Source organism: Mycobacterium sp. C31M (genome assembly GCF_053345865.1).
In genome coordinates, this window is sequence record NZ_JBKFAX010000003.1 from 126,584 (window position 1) to 146,640 (window position 20,057).

21 protein-coding genes are annotated in these 20,057 nt (G+C 66.9%); 9 read left to right on the plus strand and 12 right to left on the minus strand.

Going from position 1 to position 20,057, the window contains the following annotated elements:
• Nucleotide 1 precedes the first annotated feature (1 nt).
• Together fadD12 and ACLBYA_RS05520 are read right to left on the minus strand one after the other, a co-directional pair.
• Nucleotides 2-1,627 carry an acyl-CoA ligase FadD12 gene (gene fadD12, locus ACLBYA_RS05515; protein WP_447708350.1) on the minus strand — a complete coding sequence of 542 codons (1,626 nt, stop codon included), beginning with the start codon at nucleotides 1,625-1,627 and terminating at the stop codon, nucleotides 2-4.
• Nucleotides 1,627-2,436 carry a 1-acyl-sn-glycerol-3-phosphate acyltransferase gene (locus tag ACLBYA_RS05520; RefSeq protein ID WP_447708351.1) on the minus strand — a complete coding sequence of 270 codons (810 nt, stop codon included), beginning with the start codon at nucleotides 2,434-2,436 and terminating at the stop codon, nucleotides 1,627-1,629. The genes fadD12 and ACLBYA_RS05520 overlap by 1 nt, the downstream gene beginning before the upstream one ends.
• 83 nt (nucleotides 2,437-2,519) lie before the next feature.
• Here ACLBYA_RS05520 and ACLBYA_RS05525 point away from each other — a divergent pair, with 83 nt between their 5' ends.
• Entirely contained in the window at nucleotides 2,520-3,344 is an 825-nt protein-coding gene (locus tag ACLBYA_RS05525; protein WP_447708352.1) for an arylamine N-acetyltransferase family protein, read from the plus strand.
• On the opposite strand, the gene ACLBYA_RS05530 is transcribed toward ACLBYA_RS05525, so the two are convergent.
• The gene (locus tag ACLBYA_RS05530) at nucleotides 3,322-4,308 is read right to left on the minus strand and encodes an acyl-CoA dehydrogenase family protein (protein WP_447708353.1); all 987 of its coding nucleotides are present in this window, start codon (nucleotides 4,306-4,308) and stop codon (nucleotides 3,322-3,324) included. The two genes, ACLBYA_RS05525 and ACLBYA_RS05530, sit on opposite strands and share 23 nt — an antisense overlap.
• The gene (locus tag ACLBYA_RS05535) at nucleotides 4,308-5,462 is read right to left on the minus strand and encodes an acyl-CoA dehydrogenase family protein (protein ID WP_447708354.1); all 1,155 of its coding nucleotides are present in this window, start codon (nucleotides 5,460-5,462) and stop codon (nucleotides 4,308-4,310) included. The genes ACLBYA_RS05530 and ACLBYA_RS05535 overlap by 1 nt, the downstream gene beginning before the upstream one ends.
• Nucleotides 5,463-5,529: 67 nt before the next feature.
• Here ACLBYA_RS05535 and ACLBYA_RS05540 point away from each other — a divergent pair, with 67 nt between their 5' ends.
• On the plus strand, nucleotides 5,530-6,432 hold the full coding sequence (locus ACLBYA_RS05540; protein ID WP_447708355.1) for a helix-turn-helix domain-containing protein: 903 nt from the start codon (nucleotides 5,530-5,532) through the stop codon (nucleotides 6,430-6,432).
• Between the two features lies 1 nt (nucleotide 6,433).
• On the plus strand, nucleotides 6,434-6,967 hold the full coding sequence (locus tag ACLBYA_RS05545; RefSeq protein WP_447708356.1) for a dihydrofolate reductase family protein: 534 nt from the start codon (nucleotides 6,434-6,436) through the stop codon (nucleotides 6,965-6,967).
• On the opposite strand, the gene ACLBYA_RS05550 is transcribed toward ACLBYA_RS05545, so the two are convergent.
• Nucleotides 6,964-7,089: a hypothetical protein gene (locus ACLBYA_RS05550; protein ID WP_447708357.1), complete on the minus strand. Its 126-nt coding sequence runs from the start codon at nucleotides 7,087-7,089 to the stop codon at nucleotides 6,964-6,966. The two genes, ACLBYA_RS05545 and ACLBYA_RS05550, sit on opposite strands and share 4 nt — an antisense overlap.
• Nucleotides 7,090-7,256: 167 nt before the next feature.
• Here ACLBYA_RS05550 and ACLBYA_RS05555 point away from each other — a divergent pair, with 167 nt between their 5' ends.
• Nucleotides 7,257-9,089, plus strand: a complete 1,833-nt coding sequence (locus tag ACLBYA_RS05555; RefSeq protein ID WP_447708358.1) for an acyl-CoA dehydrogenase — start codon at nucleotides 7,257-7,259, stop codon at nucleotides 9,087-9,089.
• Nucleotides 9,090-9,160: 71 nt separating this feature from the next.
• Here the strand turns inward: ACLBYA_RS05555 and ACLBYA_RS05560 are convergent, their stop codons facing one another.
• The gene (locus ACLBYA_RS05560; RefSeq protein WP_447708359.1) at nucleotides 9,161-10,099 is read right to left on the minus strand and encodes a LysR family transcriptional regulator; all 939 of its coding nucleotides are present in this window, start codon (nucleotides 10,097-10,099) and stop codon (nucleotides 9,161-9,163) included.
• A 115-nt stretch (nucleotides 10,100-10,214) separates the two neighbouring features.
• Here ACLBYA_RS05560 and ACLBYA_RS05565 point away from each other — a divergent pair, with 115 nt between their 5' ends.
• Together ACLBYA_RS05565 and ACLBYA_RS05570 are read left to right on the plus strand one after the other, a co-directional pair.
• On the plus strand, nucleotides 10,215-11,000 hold the full coding sequence (locus tag ACLBYA_RS05565; RefSeq protein ID WP_447708360.1) for a maleate cis-trans isomerase family protein: 786 nt from the start codon (nucleotides 10,215-10,217) through the stop codon (nucleotides 10,998-11,000).
• A gap of 16 nt (nucleotides 11,001-11,016) precedes the next feature.
• Nucleotides 11,017-12,357, plus strand: coding sequence for an SLC13 family permease (locus tag ACLBYA_RS05570; protein ID WP_447708361.1), 1,341 nt, complete (start codon nucleotides 11,017-11,019; stop codon nucleotides 12,355-12,357).
• Between the two features lie 79 nt (nucleotides 12,358-12,436).
• Here ACLBYA_RS05570 and ACLBYA_RS05575 read toward each other — a convergent pair whose 3' ends face one another.
• Nucleotides 12,437-13,240 (minus strand): transglutaminase-like domain-containing protein, encoded by an 804-nt coding sequence (locus ACLBYA_RS05575; RefSeq protein ID WP_447708362.1) that lies wholly within the window; start codon nucleotides 13,238-13,240, stop codon nucleotides 12,437-12,439.
• Between the two features lie 251 nt (nucleotides 13,241-13,491).
• Between ACLBYA_RS05575 and ACLBYA_RS05580 the strand changes: the two genes are divergently transcribed.
• From ACLBYA_RS05580 to ACLBYA_RS05590, 3 genes are read left to right on the plus strand one after another with little or no spacing between them, the layout of a single operon-like run.
• Nucleotides 13,492-13,860, plus strand: coding sequence for a hypothetical protein (locus ACLBYA_RS05580; protein ID WP_447708363.1), 369 nt, complete (start codon nucleotides 13,492-13,494; stop codon nucleotides 13,858-13,860).
• Between the two features lie 35 nt (nucleotides 13,861-13,895).
• On the plus strand, nucleotides 13,896-15,392 hold the full coding sequence (locus ACLBYA_RS05585; protein WP_447708364.1) for a sensor histidine kinase: 1,497 nt from the start codon (nucleotides 13,896-13,898) through the stop codon (nucleotides 15,390-15,392).
• A complete protein-coding gene (locus ACLBYA_RS05590; RefSeq protein WP_447708365.1) occupies nucleotides 15,364-16,029 on the plus strand; it encodes a response regulator transcription factor in 666 nt (221 codons plus the stop codon). Before ACLBYA_RS05585 ends, ACLBYA_RS05590 begins: the two co-directional genes overlap by 29 nt.
• Before the next feature lie 72 nt (nucleotides 16,030-16,101).
• Here ACLBYA_RS05590 and ACLBYA_RS05595 read toward each other — a convergent pair whose 3' ends face one another.
• The 5 genes from ACLBYA_RS05595 to ACLBYA_RS05615 all read right to left on the minus strand — a co-directional run bounded on the left by ACLBYA_RS05595 (nucleotide 16,102) and on the right by ACLBYA_RS05615 (nucleotide 20,054).
• Nucleotides 16,102-16,281 (minus strand): hypothetical protein, encoded by a 180-nt coding sequence (locus ACLBYA_RS05595; RefSeq protein WP_447708366.1) that lies wholly within the window; start codon nucleotides 16,279-16,281, stop codon nucleotides 16,102-16,104.
• A 204-nt stretch (nucleotides 16,282-16,485) separates the two neighbouring features.
• Nucleotides 16,486-17,955 (minus strand): aldehyde dehydrogenase, encoded by a 1,470-nt coding sequence (locus ACLBYA_RS05600; protein ID WP_447708367.1) that lies wholly within the window; start codon nucleotides 17,953-17,955, stop codon nucleotides 16,486-16,488.
• A gap of 47 nt (nucleotides 17,956-18,002) precedes the next feature.
• Complete coding sequence (locus tag ACLBYA_RS05605) at nucleotides 18,003-18,764, minus strand: class I SAM-dependent methyltransferase (RefSeq protein WP_447708368.1); 762 nt, start codon at nucleotides 18,762-18,764, stop codon at nucleotides 18,003-18,005.
• Nucleotides 18,765-18,781: 17 nt separating this feature from the next.
• A complete protein-coding gene (locus tag ACLBYA_RS05610; protein ID WP_447708369.1) occupies nucleotides 18,782-19,540 on the minus strand; it encodes a nuclear transport factor 2 family protein in 759 nt (252 codons plus the stop codon).
• Entirely contained in the window at nucleotides 19,530-20,054 is a 525-nt protein-coding gene (locus ACLBYA_RS05615; RefSeq protein WP_447708657.1) for a GXWXG domain-containing protein, read from the minus strand. The genes ACLBYA_RS05610 and ACLBYA_RS05615 overlap by 11 nt, the downstream gene beginning before the upstream one ends.
• Nucleotides 20,055-20,057 lie beyond the last annotated feature (3 nt).

The window sequence follows — 20,057 nt, forward strand, 5'->3', positions numbered from 1 at the left end:
ATTACCCACCCAGCAGGGTGTTCAACTCGCGGCGGTCGATCTTGCCGGTGCTGTTACGCGGCAGCTCCGCCACGATGGTGATCTCGCGCGGCACCTTGTAGTTGGCCAGGTTGTCGCGGACATGGGCCTTCAGTGCCTCGACGGTCACCGGATTGCGCAGTACCACGAAGGCCGACAGGCGCTGGCCGAACTGCTCGTCGTCGACCCCCAGCACCGCGGCCTCGGCGACATCGTCATGTGCCACCAGAGTTTTCTCCACCTCGATCGGGTAGACGTTCTCACCGGCGGAGACGATCATCTCGTCATCTCGGCCGACCACGAACAACCGGCCTGCCGCATCGAGATAGCCGACGTCACCGGAATTCATGAACCCGTCGTGGAAGTCTTTGGTCTTACCGGAGGTGTAGCCGTCGAACTGCGTCGAGTTGCGCACGTAGATGGTGCCCACCTCACCGGTCGGCAGCGTCTGCAGATCGGCATCCAGGATCCGGATCTCGGTGCCCTCGGCCGGTTTTCCGGCGGTGTCCGGTGCCGCCCGTAGATCGGCCGGTGTCGCGGTGGCGATCATTCCGGCCTCGGTCGCGTTGTAGTTGTTGTAGATGACGTCACCGAACTGGTCCATGAACTTGATGACCACATCGGGACGCATCCGCGAACCCGAGGCCGCCGCGAACCGCAGCGTCCGCCCGCTGTAGCGATTACGGACCTCATCGGGCAGTTCGACGATGCGGTCGAACATCACCGGCACCACACACAATCCGGTGGCCCGGTGGGTGTCCACCAGCGCCAAGGTGGCCTCCGGATCGAACTTCCGCCGGGTGATGATCGTGCACGCCATCGACGCAGCGAAGGCCAACTGCGAGAACCCCCAGGCATGGAACATCGGGGCGACGACGACCACCGGTTCTTCGGTGCGCCACGGGGTTCGGTCCAGGATGGCCTTGAGCACCTCGGGGCCGCCACCGGAATGCCTGGCGCCCTTCGGGGTTCCGGTGGTGCCCGAGGTAAGCAGGATGACCTTCGACTTCTCCTTGGCCCGGCGGGGTTCGCGGCCCGCGTACTCGGTGATGAGCTTCTCGACGGTGAACAGCGCGGTCGTGGTGTCGGTCCAGGCCACCACCCGGGTGGTCTTCGGTGAATCCTCCAGTGCCCGTTCGACGGTCGCAGTGAACTCCTCGTCGTAGATCACCGCACCGGGCCGGTCCGCGGTCTCGCGCTGCCAGACCTCGGCCAGCGCGGGGCCGGCGAACGCGGTGTTGAGCAGCAGCACGTCGGCGCCGATCCGGTTCGCCGCGATCAGGGCCTCGACGAAACCGCGATGATTACGGGCCATGATGCCGACCACGGCGGGCTCACCCGAGGGCAGACCCTGCAATCCGGCGGCCAGGGCATCGGCGCGTTGATCGATCTCGCTCCAGGTGAGCGCTCCGAGTTCGTCGATCAGACCGATCCGGTCCCCACAGCGTTGCGCCGCGCTGGCGAAACCCGAGGTGATGCCCATGTTCTCGCGGGCCATCGCGGCCGCGATGCGCAGGTATTTGTCGGGCCGCAGCGGGGCGATCACGCCCGCGCGCACCATGGTGTCGATCAGTCCGACGGTGCCGGTGACGCGATCGAAGACCCCCATCAGCCGATGACCGGCAGCCGGCGTTCACCGGCGAGTCCGTCGAGGGCGTCTTGCATGACGTGGCGGATGTGCGCGTCGACCTCGTCGATATCGGGGGTCTCGCCGAATTGGGCCTCGATGTGCACCGGCGGCAGCACGGACATTGTGATCTTCGCGGGCAGCGGCACATTTGGCGGCACCACGGCCGACAGTCCGAACGGGAAGCCGAACGACAGCGGGACGATCTTGGTGCGGGCCAGTCGGGCGATCGGCCCGAGTGCCTTGGCCACCGCGGTGCCGCGCGACAGGAAGAACTGGGTCTCCTGGCCACCGATCCCGACCATCGGCACGATCGGCACCCCGGCGTTGAGGGCCGCGCGGATATAACCCTGCCGACCGTCGAAGTCGATCTTGTTGGCGGCGAAGGTGGGTCGGTAGACGTCGAAGTCGCCGCCCGGGAACACCACGACGACACCGCCGGAGCGCAGTGCCTCGTCGGCGTTCTCATGGCTGGCCAGGATGAAACCGGTCTTCTTGAAGAAGTCGCCGGTCGGACCGATCATCAGCATCTGATGACTCAGGGTGTAGACCGGGCGACCGTAGCCGAAACGGTCGTAGAAGTCGGCGGCGAAGATCGGCACGTCCATCGGGAACATGCCGCCGGAGTGGTTGCACACCACCAGGGCGCCACCTTCGGGGAAGTTCTCCAGACCGCGGACCTCGGAGCGGTGATAGGCCTTCAGGAACGGCCGGAGCAACCCCATCACCTTTTCGGTGAGGCCCGGGTCGAACTTGGTGATCTCGGTCGGTTCGATGTCGGTCGAGCTCATGGCGCTGCCTCCGGCGGTCAAATTAGAACGTGTTCTAGTTTTGCACGGGACCCGGGCAACGGTCAAAAGGCACCATGGAACCCATGACGACCGATGTGTCCGCGTACTTCGCCCGCGTCGGGTACCCGGGGGACGGCACGCCGACACTGGATACCCTGCACGCTCTGCACGCCGCGCACAATCGGTCCATCCCGTTCGAGAATCTCGACCCGGTGCTCGGCACACCCGTGGTCGACCTGAGTGCGGCCGCGCTCACCGACAAGCTGGTGCACCGCCGCCGCGGTGGCTACTGCTACGAGCAGAACGGTCTGTTCGGGTACGTGCTGGAAGCGCTCGGCTTCGGTGTCGAACGGCTGGCCGGTCGGGTGATCTGGATGAGCGCACCCGGCGCTCCGCTGCCGGCCATGACCCACAACGTGCTGGCGGTCACCGTGCCGGGCACCGACGGCCGGTTCCTGTGCGATGTCGGTTTCGGTGGGCAGACGCTGTCCTCGCCGATCCGGCTGGCGGCCGGCCCGGTGCAGCAGACCCGACACGAGCCCTACCGGCTCGTCGACATCGGGCCGGACAGCTACCGGTTGGAGGCGTTGGTCCGGGAGCAGTGGCAGGCGCTGTACATCTTCACCACCGAACCGCGCCCGCAGATCGACCTGGAGGTCGGCAGCTGGTACGTCTCGACGTTCCCGAAATCGGTGTTCGTGGTCGGGCTGTCGGTGGCGCTGGTGACCGATGACGCCCGCTGGAATCTGCGGGGCAGGCAGCTGGCCGTGCACACCGCCGATGGGACGCAACGGTATGAGCTGAGCGGCGCCGCCGAGGTCGTCGATGAACTGGTGAACCGGTTCGGCATCGATATCACCGGTCTCGGTGACGTCGCGGCCGGGATCAGTCCCGTCCTGGCGAACTGACCAGGACATCCCACGGATCGTCGGCCGCCATTGCGAGCCGACCCAACCGCCGGGCGTAGGACGCCGTGCTGCCGAACTCGTCGGGCCAGGCACGTGCCCGCATGGTCACCGACCACAACGGATGCTCGATGGTGACGCCGATGGCCCCGTGCAACTGGTGCGCGATCGTCGTGACCGGTGTGGCGGCGCGGCCGACGGCCACCTTTGCCACCGTCACCGCATACTCGGCGCGGGCGTGGCCGAAGCCGTGTTCGGTGACAGCCGCGGTCGCCAGTTCGGTTGCCGCGCGCGCCTGTTCGATCTCGCCCGCCATCGCGGCCAGCGAATGCTGCACGGCCTGGAACTTGCCCAGGGGCCGTCCGAACTGCACCCGCTCACCGGTGTGGGCGACGGTCAGCGCCAGCGCGGCATCGAAGGCGCCGACGGTCTGCACGCAGCGCGCCCACGCACCCCGGCGTACCAGTTCGGCGCCGATACTCGCGTGGAGTCGGACAAGCCCGGTGGTGTCGTAGGCAAGCGTGCCGCGCGGCTCGCCGCCCAGGTTGTGCCCGACGGTCACCTCGGGGTCGGCCAGCCAACCGACGTGCACGCCGTCGTCGTCACAGGAGGCCAGCAGCACCGTGGCATCCGTCGGCCAGGGCACATCCCGGGCCGTTCCGCCCGTCCCGATGGCCACCGTCAGGGGTCCACTCGGCACGTCGAGGCCGGCCTTGTGGGCTAACCAGGCGGCGAGCAGATCGGTCTCGGCGATCGGTACCGCCGCGGCGTGGCGGGCCAGCCCGGCCAGCACCACGGCCATCTCGGCCGGCCCGGCCTCCTGCTCGGTGGTCAGCCGGCTCAGCCCGGTGTCCTCGAGGTTGCGCCACAGTTCGGCGTCGAACGTCTCGGGCAGCCGACGCTCGCCGAACCTGGCCTGCGCCGACCGCGCCCCGAGATCCTCGACGAGTTGTTTCAGCTCATCCACTACCGCACCCCCAGTCCGCGTGCGATGACCCCGCGCAACACCTCATTGGTGCCGCCGCGCAGGGTGAACATCGGCGAATGCTGTCGGGCGGTGCCCAGCACCGTGCGCAGCCGCTGGGCGGCGGCGTCATCGGTCACGTAGTGGAGCAGTTCGGCGCAGATCTCGACCGACTGCTGCTCGAACCGGGTGCCCAGGTCCTTGACCAGCGCCGCGCGCGTCGCCGCGTCCTCCCCGGCGGACAACGCGCGGGCCACCGACACCGACAGTTGGCGCAGTGCCATCGCACGGCCCAGCAGATCGCCGACCTCGGCGGCGGTGCGGTCGTCGACGTCCTGGCCGGAAAGGCCTCGGATCACATCGAAGATCAGCGTTGCGGTGGACAGGATGCGTTCGGGCCCGCTGCGCTCGAACCCGAGTTCGGCGGTGACCTGATGCCAGCCGTCGCCCACCTCGCCGAGCACATCGGCATCGCCGACGCGCACCTCGTCGAAGTTGACCTCGTTGAAGTGGTGGTGGCCGTCGAGCGTGACGATCGGGCTGATGGTGACCCCTGGTGCGTCCAGCGGGACGATGAACTGGCTGAATCCGGCGTGCCGGTGCTCGGGGTCCAGCGCGCTGGTGCGGGCCAGCACGATCGCGAAGTGCGCCCGGTGCCCGCCGCTGGTCCAGACCTTGGTGCCGCTGATCAGCCAGCCGTCGTCGGTGCGGGTCGCCTTGGTGGAGGTGGCGGCGAGATCCGATCCGGCGCCGTGTTCGCTCATGCCGATCGCCGAGTACAGCCGGCCGGTCGCGATCCCCGGCAGCAGCCGGCGCCGCTGTTCCTCGGTGCCGTAGCTCAGCAGTGAGGGGGCGACCTGCCGGTCGGCGAACCAGTGCGCGGCCACCGGGGCACCCGCGCCGAGCAGTTCCTCGGTGACGACGTAGCGGTGCAGGAAACCCAGCCCGTGCCCGCCGTATTCGGTGGGGATGGTCAGCCCGACGTAGCCGGCGTCGGCCAGTCGTTCACTGAAGGCGGCATCCCAACTGGTCAGCCAGGAGTCGATCTCGGGCTGCCAGCCGAACGTGGCCCGGTCGGTCACCAGGAACTGCCGGACCTGCGACCGTAGCTCGGCCAGGTCGCCGTCGTTGGCGCACAGCGCGTCGAATTCACTCACCGAGGAGGATTATTGCAGCAGGAAATGTCATGTCGTGAGCGCCGGTGGACGGCAATACTCGGAAACCGTGAATGCCCCTCGGCGCGACCGGCTACGCGAGCTGCTCGATGCGGTGGTCGATGCGCAGAACACCGATGTCGCCGGGATGGCACGCAGCAGTTTCGCCTCGGAGTTCCACTTCTCCCGCGAGGTCAGCCGGCTCACCGGCGAGCCGCCGGCCGCATTGCGCCGCCGGGTCATGCTGGAACGCGCAGCCTGGCGGCTGCAACGCGGTGCGGGGGTGGCCGCGGTCGCGGTGGAGGAGGGCTGGTCCTCACCGGAGGTGTTCTCCCGGGCGTTCCGGCGTGCGTTCGGGGTGCCGCCGTCGCAGGCCGACGCGGTCGGATTCCGGTTACCGGCGCCCAACGGTGTGCATTTCCATCCGCCCGAATCGCTGTGGCTGTCCGCGCCCGGCGACACGGCGCAACCCGACGTCTCGCTGTTGATGATCGCGCATGACGCCGCCGATGCCGGGCATCTCATCGGGGTGGCCGCAGGATTGACCGAAGAGCAATGGGCGCAGGAAGTTTCACCGGGGCAGGTGGTCCTGGACTGGGACGGTCCGGAACCCAGCGTCGGTGCCGTGCTGGACACGTTGGTGTGGACCAAGGAGGTCTGGCTGGCCAGTATCGAGGGCCGCGACTTGCCGGTGCGCGGTGGTCTGCGGACGGCGCAGCAGTTGGCTGCCGACCACGAGGACGTGTCGACGCGCTGGACCGCAATGGTCCGCGAGCACGGCGAGCAGGGGCGTCTCGGTGACACGGTGATCGATGCGCTGTGCGACCCGCCGGAATCGTTCCAGCTGTACGGGATCATCGCCCACGTCCTCACCTACTCCGTGCATCGGCGAGAACTGTTGCGCGCCATGCTGTCCCGCCTCGGCATCCAGGTGCGCCGCGGCGACCCACTGGAATGGATGAGAGGTACCTGACATGGCATGCATTTACTTCACCGCCTCGACGCTGGACGGATTCGTCGTCGACGAGGCCGACAGCCTGGACTGGTTGCTGACCCGGACCTTCGACCCGAACGGGCCGTTCGGGTACGAGGCCTTCGTCGCGGACATCGGCGCCCTGGTGATGGGTTCGGCCACCTACGAGTGGATCGTGAAAAATCAACCGGGGGAATGGATGTACAGCCAGCCGAGCTGGGTGTTGACCAGCCGCGCCGGTGTCGTGCTCCCGGAGCATCCGGTGCGGACCTTCGACGGTGACGTGACCGCACTGCACGCCGACCTGGTGGCGGCCGCCGGTGACAAGGACGTCTGGGTCGTCGGCGGTGGTCGGACAGCGGCGCAGTTCGTCGAGGGCGGGTTGGTCGACGAGCTGGTGGTCACCTATGCGCCGTGCACGTTGGGTGCCGGGGCCCGGCTGCTGCCGGTGCGCTCGGAATGGGAGCTGGCCGAGGTGGACCGCAACGGGGAATTCGTCTGCGCGCGCTGGCGGGCCGTGGCCCAATCGGCTTAAGCGGCCCGGTCGGTGCGAGGGGTCCGGCTGAGTGGGTTGAGACGCAGCACCGACGGACGCCGCACACCGACCTGCCGGGTGAATCGACGGCCGGCGAGGTTGAGCTCGATGAGCATCATCACTGCGCCTCCTTTCTGTGATTCCAAGCTTAGGGAATGGAACGCCCCTGGATGAACTGGTTATTCCGACATATGCCCAGGTGGTCGGTGAACAACTGATGAATTACGGTTACCTGGCAACCCGCCGGTCGGGTGGGACCGACGGGGGTTGTCGGTTTATCCTCACCCGCATGGGGCACTACCTTTCCAACCTTCGCGATGTCGAGTTCAACCTCTTCGAGGCGCTGAATCTCGACAAGGTGCTGGCAACCGGCCAGTTCGGTGATCTTGACGGCGCGTCGGTGCGCGAGATGCTGGCCGAGGCGGCCAGGCTGTGTGAGGGGCCGATGGCCGAGGCGTTCGCCGAAACCGACCGCAACCCGCCCACTTTCGACCCGAAGACGCATACGGTCAGCTACCCGGAACCGTTCAAGGCCGCGCTGCAGGCCTGGCAGGACGGCGAGTGGTACCGGGTTGGCCTCAACGAGGCTGTCGGCGGCCTGCCGGCTCCGGCGGCACTGACCTGGGCGATCGCCGAGTTCGCTCTCGGCGCCCAGCCCGCGGCGTATATCTGTCACGCCGGGCCGGTGCTGTCCGACATCGTATACAGCCTGGGCAACGAGCAGCAGAAGCACTGGGCGACGTTGATGGCTGCGCGCAACTGGGGCGGCACCATGGTGCTCACCGAACCTGACGCTGGATCCGATGTCGGGGCGGGCCGTACCAAGGCCGTCGAGCAACCCGACGGCACCTGGCACCTCGACGGGGTCAAGCGGTTCATCACCAACGGCGACACCGGTGACGTCTACGAGAACATCGTGCACGCCGTGCTCGCCCGGCCCGAAGGGGCCGGCCCCGGGACCAAGGGGTTGTCGCTGTTCTTCGTGCCCAAGTTCCATTTCGATCCGGAGTCCGGCGAGATCGGGGAACGTAACGGTGTCTATGTCACCAACCTGGAGCACAAGATGGGGCTCAAGGCGTCGGCGACCTGCGAGCTGACCTTCGGCCAGCACGGCACGCCGGCGGTGGGTTGGCTGGTCGGCGATGAGCGCAGCGGTATCGCGCAGATGTTCAAGATCATCGAGTATGCGCGGATGATGGTGGGCACCAAGGCGATTGCGACCCTGTCGACCGGTTACCTGAATGCCCTCGAGTATGCCAAGACGCGGGTGCAGGGTGCCGATTTGACCCAGATGACCGATAAGGCGGCACCGCGGGTGACGATCCTGCACCACCCCGATGTGCGCCGTTCGCTGCTGACGCAGAAGGCTTACGCCGAGGGATTGCGAGCGCTGTACCTCTACACCGCGGCGCATCACGATCCGGTGGTGGCCGAGATCGTGTCCGGGGCAAATCCCGAAATGGCGGCCCACATCAACGATCTGCTGCTGCCGATCGTCAAGGGGTTCGGCTCCGAGACCGCCTACCGGTACCTTACCGAGTCGCTGCAGACCTTCGGTGGATCCGGCTATCTGCAGGACTACCCGATCGAGCAGTACATCCGCGACGCCAAGATCGACTCGCTGTACGAGGGCACCACCGCAATCCAGGCACAGGACTTCTTCTTCCGCAAGATCGCCCGCGACCAGGGGGCGGCGCTGACCCATCTGCTGACGCAGGTGCAGGCCTTCCTGGACCGGGAGTCGGCCCGGCCGGAACTGGCCGAGGGGCGTGCGGCGCTGGCCGCGGCGGTGGCCGACGCTCAGGGCATGGTCAGCGCGCTGATCGGTTATGTGGTTGCTTCACAACAGGATCCTCGCGAGCTGTACAGGGTGGGCCTGGGTTCGGTGCAGTTCCTGATGGCGGTCGGTGACCTGCTGATCGGCTGGCTGCTGCTGGAACACGCCGAGATCGCCCTTGGTGCACTGGATTCGGCGTCGGCCAAGGACCGGGTGTTCTACGAGGGCAAGATCGGGGCGGCGGAGTTCTTCTCCCGGCACATCCTGCCGCGGCTGAGTTCGGACCGCGCCGTCATCGAGTCGGTGCAGCTGGACACGATGGAACTGGCCGAGGAGGCGTTCTAAAGCGCTGCGAAACTCGCGTACCCGGGGTGAATCCGGCCGGAATCACCCCGGGTACGCGAGTTTCGGCAGTGTCACGCTTTGCCCGGAAGCCCATTGGCACGCGTCGTTCCGTCCGGAGATCGATGAGCGGCGATGAAATCGCGGAGTTGGTCGGCCGCAGGCATGCTCTTCTGGTCACGTCGCCAAGCCAGCACCGTGTGCCGGATGACTCCCGGATCGTTGAACGCGAGTACGTGGATCCCATCGGCGCCGGTGAGGCGCACTGCAAGATCGCTGAGTACTCCGACACCCAGACCGGAGCGCACCATCGACACCAGTGTGTGCGGACTGGCCACCCGTCGCGCGGACGTGACAGCGACCCCTGCCTCACCCAGCAGTGCTGCGATCTCGGGAGAAAGCCCGCGGGCTCCGTCGCCGCTACCAGGGGTGATGACGGTCTCGCCGGCCAGCTCCGAAAGGGTTGTGCCGTCGGAGTCGGCAAGTCGGTGTGTCGGATGGACCAATAGCCGCAGCGGCTCGTCCCACAGCGGAACCGATTGGAGCTCAGGGTCATTGAGCACATATGCCAACGGCACCACGGCCAGATCGGCATCGCGACGGTGCAACATGCCGGGCAGTGTGGAGGTCGGACCTTCCAGCACCCTGACCTCGATGTTGCGCTCCGCCCTGCTGAATCGGTCGATGAGTCGCGGTATGAAGGCACCGGCGACGCTGGACATGCATGCCAGTCGGACGGTGCCGTAGGTGGACCCACTCAATGCCAGTGCTTCGGCGCGGGCGGTCTCCAGAGTTGTGAGTATGTCCTGGGCATGGCCGAGGAACAGTTCGCCGGCCACCGTCAGGCGGACGGGGCGCACTGCGCGATCTATCAGCACTACGCCGAGGTCGGCTTCGAGTTTGGCCACCTGCTCGCTGATCCGGGACTGGGCGCGCCCCAGCGACTGCGCTGCCTGCAGGAAGCCGCCCCTCTCCGCGACCGTGACAAAAGCGGTGATCCAGTCGGTCTGCACACACGGACACTATCCGGATATCGGATCTCATCTATCCGGATCTGACGGGTTCAGCGGGATGTCCCCGCTCTTACGCTCGCCCGGTACGTGACCCCACTCACATCAGGAGACCGATATGACCGCCGCGATCACCGGAACCACTCATGACCGCACCCGCTACCGCAACGCCATGGGGCCGCGCGGTGTCATCGGCGTCATGACGCCCGGCCCGAACGTCGTCGTCGAGAACGAGATGATGGACATGCGGCCCGAAGGTGTCATCAATGCCGTCGACCGGTATTACGTACCGAACCAGTCCATCGCCGAGGACGAGGACTGGTCGATCATCATGCGCCATGTCGCGGCCAATCTCGACGATTCGGTGAACCGACTGAACGAAGCTCTGATCGACCACCTGGTGCTCGGGATGTCCTCGCAGAGCTTCATGGGTGGGGTGGAAGGCAGCTTCGCGCTGCTCGATCACCTGCGGGAAGTGTCCGGCGTCGACGTGTCCCAGGGGGCCCAGGCTGCCGAGGCGGCGCTGCACGAGGTCGGCGCCAAGAAGCTCGCGTTGGTGACGCCGTATTACCCCGTGATCGAGAAGAACGCCGTCGCCTATTTCGAGGGCCGCGGTTTCGAGGTCGTCGCCGTCGAAGGCCTCAAGTGCCGCAGCATCATCGAGGTTGCCTCCCAGACCGAGGACCGGCTGCGCGAAGCGGTCCGGGTTGCCGACTCTGACAATCCGGACGCCATCATCCAGCTCGGCACCAACCTGCGTTTCGGCCGGCTGGCGCCGGTGTTGGAGGAGGAGCTCGGAAAGCCTGTCTGGGCGGTGGGAACGGTGATCTACTGGCATGCACTGCGGGCCATGGGCATTGGTGACCAGTTCGATGGGTTCGGCAGTCTGATCGCGAAGCACTGAGACCGAGGAACCCACCATGTCGATCGAATTGATTTCCATTCTGGGACTTCTCGCGGTGTTCCTGATCGCGACGTTTCTCAATGTGCACATGGGGGCGTTGGCATTCGTCGCCACCTTTGTGATCGGTCTGGGCGTCGCCGGCCTGTCCGAGAAGGAGATCCTGTCGGGATTTCCGGCCGGTCTGTTCGTGATCCTGGTCGGGGTGACCTATCTGTTCGCCATCGCCCAGGTCAACGGAACGATCGACTGGCTGGTCGACCGGGCAGTCAATCTGGTCAGGGGAAGAGTGTGGGCGTTCCCCTGGATCATGTTCGTGGTGGCCGCCGGATTGGCCGGAATCGGGGCGGTTCCACCGGCGGCGGTGGCCATCCTGGCGCCCACAGCCATGCGGCTTGCCCATCGATACGGGATCAGCCCGCTGCTGATGGGGCTAATGGTGGCCAACGGCGTCAGCGCCGGTGAGTTCTCGCCGATCGGCCTTTTCGGCATCATCGTCAACGACGTCGCGGTGGAGAACGGGGTGCAGTCCTCTCCCCTGGTGCTGTTCATCAGCTGCTTCCTGGCCAACGCGGTGCTGTGTTATCTGCTGTTCATGGTCGTCACCCGCCGCGCTCGTCGGCGAGACGGGCTAGCCGAGCAGATATCTGAGGGCGGTGCCGCGGTAGGCGGTGAAGGCATGCCGGGCGTTGGCGGCCCGAGCCCGCGTGGTGGTCAGTTGGTGGCAGAACGCGTCGTTGACCCGGTGCTGTCGGTGCGTCCGACGATGACCCGGCAGATCGCGGCGACCCTGACCGGTCTGGTGGTCATGGTGGGAATCGTCGTCTTCACGAACCTGGATATCGGATTCGTGGCGATGTCCCTTGCGGTGCTGCTCAGCATCTTCTCACCGGAGGTGGCGAAAGCCGCTCTGCCGAAGATCGCCTGGCCGTCGGTCTTTCTGATCGTCGGCATCGTGACCTACGTGGGTCTTCTGCAGGATGTCGGGACCGTCGCCTATCTGTCCGACACGGTGGCCCTTCTGAATTCGCCACTGTTGATCGCATTGCTGATCTGCGTGATCGGCGCCGTGGTCTCGGCATTTGCTTCCACGACGGGAATCCTCGGAGCGTTGGTCCCGCTGGCCGTGCCGTTCTTGCTGTCCGGCGACGTCAACGCGGTGGCGATGCTCATCGCGCTGAGCCTGGCATCGTCGATCGTCGACGCGTCACCCTTCTCCACCACGGGGGCGTTGATCGTGGCGAACTCCGCTGAGGAGGACCGGGACCGGGTGATGAGTCAGCTGCTGCGCTGGGGAATGTCGATGATCGTCGTCGCCCCACTCGTGGCCTGGGCGGTGTTCGTCCTTCCAGGTTGGTGACGTCCCTGAGCTCGGCGAAACTCGCGTACCCGGGGTGATTCCGGCCGGAATGACCCCGGGTACGCGAGTTTCGGCAGTGTCAGCGGATGGACACCAACTCGCTGATCGGATCCTGCGGAAGGTCGCCGTCGACCACCGCGGTCACCGTCGCACTGTTCAGCGTGATCGACCCGCCGTGGTTGTCCAGGAATGCGGTGTCCGCGGCGTCGCGTCCGGTGGCGATGCGCACCATGGTCTGCCGTGGTGCCAGGCAGGTCGCGTCGACCACCCGCCACTGCCCGTCGACATAGGCCTCGGCCACGGCGTGGAAGTCCATCGGCGCGCAACCTGGCGCGTACACCGCGACCAGCCGGGCCGGGACGTTCACCGCGCGCAGTAGCGCCACCACCAGATGTGCGTAATCGCGGCAGACGCCGGCTCCGGCCAGCAGGGTGTCGGCCGCGCCGTCGATCGGATCGCTGGATCCCGGAACGTAACTCAGACGGGTGCCCACCCAGGACGACACCTTCTCCAGCAGCGTCGCCGAATCGGCGAACTGACCGAATTCCGTTGCGGCGAAACCGTAGAACTTGTCCGCCTCGGCGTACCGGCTGGGCCGTAGATAGGTGGACAGATCGACATTGTCGACCGGGGCCGGGTCGGTCTGCCCGATCACGGTGGCGGCGTAGCTGACCTTGAGGTTGCCGACGGGTGCGTCGAAGATGTGGATCCGGCTGCCGTGTGCGCTGGACAGCTCACGCGCGGCGATCTCTTTGCCGTCCAACAGGAAGGACAGCGACTCGGTCACCTCGGCCCCGGGATGCGGGGCCACGGCGATCTGGAATTCCAACGTGGTCGGTGCGGTGATATCCACGTCGAGTTCGGCTGCGACGTCACGCTTCATGGGTCCGGGCTTTCTCTTGTGAAATCTGAGGGGCACGCCGGTCTATGCCCGGTGTTTCGAGGGCACAAACTGTGATCCGCGCCGCACCAGCGGGCCGGCAGTCCCGGCCTCGGCGAAACCCGCGTACCCGGGGTGAAACCGCCGCCCGGATCACCCCGGGTACGCGAGTTTCGGCAGCCTCGGTGGGGCAGATGAGAGCGTTCTCATCTCCGTCTCACCTGCCGGACACCGCCGCCACCGAGGCTGGATGTATGAGGGCGACGATCCTGGTACCTATTGCGGCCGTGCTGGTCGCGGGTGCCGCCACCGCGGTCGGCGTATCCATGACCAGCAGCGCCGACGAGGCACCCGCGTCGCCGATCGTCGTGCATGCCCCGCAACGGCCAGAGGCACCTGCGGACCCCGCCCGCCCCGGATCGGATCTGCCGGGGGCCGACGGGCCGAACGTGCCGCGCTCGAATCCCCCGACCGCCCCCGCCCCGGGCATCCCCGCCCCGCGCGTCACCGCCCAGCCGAAGGTGCCACCGCCACCTCCACCGCCGCCCCCGCGCATGGATGTGCCCGCCCCGCCCCCGGCGATCACCAGCGACGACGACGATGACGGGGGCTGGGACGACTGAACGCATCGGATGGGCCGCCGGGCAGGATGGACGACATGCCCCCGCACCCGCCGGCACGCTCGGTCTGGCGACGACTGGTGCCCGCGACGGCACGCACCCGCATCATCGCCTGGATGTTGCTGCTGGTGCTCGCCGCACTCGGCATCGTCACCTTCGTGACCTGGCGGCTACTGGTATCGGGCATCAACACCCGGATGGACGAGGCGTTGCGCTTCGAGGTGCAGGAGTTTGCCGAGATCAGCGCGCCGGGCATCAACCCGCGCACCGGCGAGCCGTTCGCGGCGGTCGACGAGGTGATCCTCGAGGCCATCGCCTACAACATCGCCCGCCCCAACGAGAAGTTCCTCGGCTACGTCGACGGGCAGTACCGCGCTCAGAGTCGGCAGGAACCCGGCACTCCCGAGATCCTGGCCGGCGACGCCGCGTTCACCGCGCTGGTCGCCGACATCGCCGCCCCCACCGAGGGGCGTTACGAGCACCCGGACGCCGGAGAGGTGCGCTACCTTGCCATCCCGGTCATCCTGGATGGCAACGCCGGCCGCGGCGTCATCGTCGCGGCCTACCTCGGTGACGCCGAGCGCGCCAGTGCCGACGAAGCCGCCCGACTCATGCTGGTGGTCGGCGCGCTGACCGTGCTCGGCGCGGCCGGTGCCGCCTGGCTGGTGGCCGGACGCATCCTGGCACCACTGCGCGATATCGTCGACACCGCCCACAACATCACCGAAACCGATCTGTCCCAACGTATCCCGTCGACCGGTGAGGGTGACGAACTGGATGCGGTGGTCGGCACCGTCAACGGCATGCTGGACCGGGTCGAGGCGGGGGTGTCCGCGCAGCGCAGGTTCATCGACGATATCGGCCACGAGTTGCGCACCCCCATCACGATCGTGCGCGGGCACCTCGAGGTCGTCGACGCCGACGATCGTGACGACGTGCTGTCCACCGTCGCCCTGGTGGACGACGAACTCGACCGGATGAACCGCATGGTGTCGGATCTGATGCTGCTGGCCCGCGCCGAGCAGCCGGCCTTTCTGCAGCCGATCCCGGTCGACATCGGGGCATTGACCGCCGATGTCTACGGCAAGATCGGACGCCTGGGTCAACGCGAGTTCGCACTCGATGCCTCGGCGCAGGTGGTCGCCGTCGTCGACCCGCAGCGAATCACCCAGGCGCTGGTGGCCCTGGCGGACAACGCCTGTCGGTACACCCGGCCGGGTGACCGGATCAGTGTCGGATCGCAGATCGCCGGTGGCTGGCTGCGATTCTGGGTCGCCGATACCGGGCCCGGGGTCAACGAAACCGACCGGGCTCGTATCTTTGAGCGCTTCGGCCGCGGCAGTGCCGGCGGAAAGCGTTCCGACGGAGCAGGACTGGGTTTGGCCATTGTGCGTGCCATCGCGCACGGACACGGCGGCGAGGTACTGCTCGACAGCACACCGGGACGTGGGGCCGCGTTCACCGTTGTCGTTCCCGCACATGTCGCACCACCGGAAGGGGAGGGCCATGGCCCGCGTTCTGATCGCCGAGGATGAACCGCGTATCTCGTCATTCGTCGAGAAAGGATTGGCCGCCAACGGGTTTGCGGTCACCGTCGTCGCCGACGGAGTCTCCGCCTACGACTACGCCGTGACCGGCGGATTCGACTTGATGATCCTGGATATCGGGCTCCCCGGCCTCGACGGCTTCGCGGTACTGCGCAAGCTGCGCGATGCGCGCAACACCATCCCGGTGATCGTGCTGACCGCCCGCGACAATGTGCAGGACACCGTGGCGGGATTGGAGGGCGGTGCCGACGATTACATGCCCAAGCCGTTCCGGTTCGAGGAACTGCTGGCCCGGGTGCGCCTGCGGCTGAGCTCCAACCGGGCCGCCGAGTTGACGGTGTTGGCCTATGGCGGACTGCAATTGGACCTGCGGACCCGGCGCGCCGACGTCGCCGGCCGGACGGTTGATCTGTCGGCACGCGAGTTCGCGCTGGCCGAGACATTTCTGCGGCATCCGGGCCAGGTGCTGTCCCGGGAGCAGTTGCTCAGCCATGTCTGGGGTTACGACTTCGACCCCAACTCCAACGTGGTCGACGTCTACGTCCGCTACCTGCGGCGAAAACTGGGGCCCGATCGTTTCGTCACCCTGCGCGGTATGGGCTACCGCCTGGAGGACATCCCCTGACGGCCCAAACGAACAAACGGGCGGGGAAACCTCGGAATTTCCCGCCCGTTTGTTCGTTTCGGCGGAACAGGATCAGTCGTCCCAGCGGTCATCCCAGTCGTCGTCGTACCAGTCGTCCCAGTCATTGTCGGCCAGGACGGTGGTCCCGATGGTCGTGAGGGGTGCCGGCGACTCGGCGAATGCCGCACCGGCGCCGACGAAGCCCATACCGGCCAGGGCCAGCGCGACGACGAGCAATTTCGGGTTCTGCATGCCAACTCCTTGTGAGGTGTTTTTTCTGACACCACAAGGTTCGCCGCCGAGCATGAGGCACAAAGGAGGCCCGGATGAGTGGGCTCTCATGTTCCGGTGGCCCCGCGAGAAGACGCAAATGGTCGCCGAAACCCAGGTTTCAGCGACCATTCACGTTCCCCCGCAAGCGGGAGGTGCGCCCAGCTCGCGCAGAAAGGGTGAGTGCTAATCCGGGGTGTACCCGAACGGCAGCAGTACGCTCTTGGACTCGCAGTAGGCCGAGATGCCCTCCGGGCCACACTCACGGCCGATACCGGAGTTCTTGTAACCACCGAACGGGGCGCCGGCATCGAAGGCGTACATGTTGATGCCGTAGGTGCCGGTGCGGATCTGCTTGGCGATCTCGATGGCCTTGGGGAAGTCGGTGGTGTACACCGAACCGGCCAGGCCGTACACCGAGTCGTTGGCGATGCGCACCGCGTCAGTTTCGTCCTCGTAGGGGATCACCACGAGGACCGGCCCGAAGATCTCCTCCTGGGCGATGGTCATCGAGTTGTCGACATCGGCGAACACCGTGGGCTGCACGAACCAGCCGTTGTCCACACCCTCGGGCCGGCCACCACCGGTGACCAGTCGGGCGCCCTCGTCGAGGCCCTTCTTGATGTAACCCTCGACGCGCTCGCGCTGCTTCTCCGAGATCAGCGGGCCCAACATGGAGGCCGGGTCATCCGGCGGGCCGGCCTGCATGCCGGCGGCCGCGGCGGCCACCTTCTCGACGACCTCGTCGTAACGCGAGCGGGGCGCCAGGATACGGGTCTGGCCCACACACGCCTGCCCGGAGTTCATCAGACCGGAGAAGATCAGCATCGGCAGCGTGGAGTCCAGGTCGGCGTCCTCCAGGATGATCGCCGCGGACTTACCGCCGAGTTCCAGTGTGCACGGCTTGAGCTTCTCGGCCGCGATCTTGCCGATCTCCTTGCCGACGGCGCTGGACCCGGTGAAGGTGAACTTGTCCAGCGCCGGGTTGTCGGTCAGCGCCCGACCGGTCTCGACGCCGCCCGGGACGACCGACAGCACGCCCTCGGGCAGGCCGGCCTCGGCGAACACATCGGCCATCAGGTTGGTGGTCAGCGGGGTCTCGGCGGCGGGCTTGAGCACGATGGTGCAGCCGGCCAGCAGGGCCGGGCCCAGCTTGTTGGCGGCCAGGAAGAACGGCACATTCCAGGCGACGACGGCGCCGACGACGCCGACCGGCTCCTTGAGCACCAGGGTCTGCCCGTATAGGCCGTCGCGGATGTCCTGCCAGGCGAACTTGTCCGCGCCCGCGGCGTAGAACTGCAGCGTCGTCATCGCGGCGCCGTACTGCATCATGTCGACGATGGTGGCCGGCTGACCGGTCTCCAGCTTGAGCAGGTGCTTGAACTCCTCGGCGCGGGCCTCGATCAGCTCGACGGCCTTGGCGAGGACGGCCTCGCGTTCCTTCGGTGTCATCCGTGGCCACGGTCCCTCGTCGAAGGCCTTGCGGGCGGCGGCGCAGGCGGCATCAACATCCGCCGTCGCGGCCAGCGGCACCTGCCCGACCTTCTGCTCGGTGGCGGGAGAGAAGACCTCGATGACCTCCGAGGTCGACGGTTCGACCCACTGACCACCGATGAACAGCTTGTCCCACGTTGTCTTGAACGCCGTCTGTGTCATATCCGTCACACTACCCAGAAATCGGGGAAACGAGAACCTGTTGCAGTTCAGGGCTGCAGCACCAGCACCAGATTGCTCACCGTGAACTCCCGAAACCCTGGCACCGCGGTCATCCACCAGGCCCATCGTGGGTGGTAGCGCGGATATGCGTGGACCAGCGCTCCGGTGGAACGCGCCCACCGCAGCCCGTCGGCCGCGGACACCGCGAACAACGACGAGCCGTAGTCGTTCTTCGGCCGGTGCCCGTGTTTGCGGGTGTACCGCTCGGCGGCCCGCGCCCCGCCCAGATAGTGCGTCAGCCCCATCTCGTGGCCGCCGAACGGGCCCATCCACACCGTGTAGGACAGCACCACCAGCCCACCGGGTCGGGTGACGCGCAGCATCTCGTTGCCCAGCCGCCATGGCTCGCGCACATGCTCGGCGACGTTGGAGGACAGGCAGATGTCGACGCTGCCGTCGGCGAAGGGCAGCGCGGTGCCGGAGGCGCGGACGAAGGTGCCGGCACCGGGTTCGCCGGCCGGGCCGGCGTGCATCTCGCTGGGGTCCGGCTCGACACCGATGTAGCTCATCCCCGCTGCGGTGAACGCCGATGCGAAATAGCCTGGGCCGCCGCCGACATCGAGCACGGTGCGCCCCGCCGGTGTCGTCGCGTTCACACCGGTCCACAGGTCGGCCACCATGTCGACGGTGTCGGAGGCCAACGCACCGTAGAACCGGGCCGGGTCGGTCTGCTCGAACCGGAACGAGCTCAGCAGGCCGATCGACCGCCGTAGGGTGGCCCGGCGGGCGAAGTCACGGGTGGGCCGCACCCGGCCAAGCCTACTTTTCAGCCGCGGCCGACCAGCGAGCCCAGTCGGCGTTGCAGCCGCGACGCCGCCGCCGGGACCTTGGACGCGGCGAACAGCGCATGCAGCTGCCAACTGTCGTCGCGGGGCAGCACTCCTCCGCGCTGCAGCGCATCGAGGATGTCGTAGAGGGTCTCGCCCTCGTCCATCAGTCCGTCGGCGTTGAACTGGTAGCGGTCCACCGCCGGCGCCTGGATGAAACGGCCGTCGCCATGGATGGCGGGTGCGGTGTCGTCATACGGGAACAGTCGCAGTGGGCCGGTCCAGTGCCCGCTGCCGATGTAGCGGATGACGAAGCGGAACTTGCCTTCCGGGGTGACATCCATGAACACTTGGTCCGGCAGCGGGTCGTAGCGCCAGTCGGGGATTGCGTCGAAGAAGGCGAAGTTGTAGGTCACGAAGTCGTCGATGCCGACGATGGTGCGACCGAAGGTGGTGACGTCGGTGTAGCGGATGTCGGGGGCGTACAGCTCGTGGTTGCTGTCCATATCGCGCACCAGGAAGCTCCACCAGTACTTCTTGGCCCAGGTCATCACCCAGGACATGTCGGTGTCGAAGGCCTTGCTGTAGTGCTCGAGGCGGCGGTCGAAGTCGACGAACCACTGGGTGGTCATCGCCTGCAGTTCGTCCTCCTGCAATACCCGGATCGGCTCGGCCCGATTGGATTTCAGATACGTCGGCACATGCCCCTGCAGCCGTGGCCGGGCCAGCGCAGCCTGGAACTGCTCCTCATCGAACATCGGTACCTCCGTTATCTCGTTGTAGGACAAAGAAATGTGGGCGCGGCATGCCGGGGTACTCCATGCAACCGAGCACGGTGTTCTGGTCGATGGTGCGGAACACATCGACGATCGGCCGGTCGTTGTAGGCCATCGCCGCGGTATGGACGCTGCGGTGGCGAATCTCGTCCACCCGCGCCCCGTGACCCCGCGCCTGGACCAGTGGCCGCAGCAGCGTCATTGCCTTGGGGGCAAGGGTTTTCACCAGCGACGGAGTGCTGATCGGGTGGCTGATCAACAACATCGGGACCAGCGAGGGGTCGAGCGGAAACGGATTGCCCCCGGAATCGGCCACCAGTAGCGGGTGTACCTCGGCCGGGCTGTCGAACTGTTTGCCGTACCAGGAGACATTGGCCAGCGAACCGTCCAGCGGATGGCCCGTGAAGATCTCCTGTCCGGACCACCTGCCCTGCAGCAGATCCGTACGGCACGGGGGTAGCTCGTCGAACCGGGCCAGCGCCTCCCACGGGGCCATGGT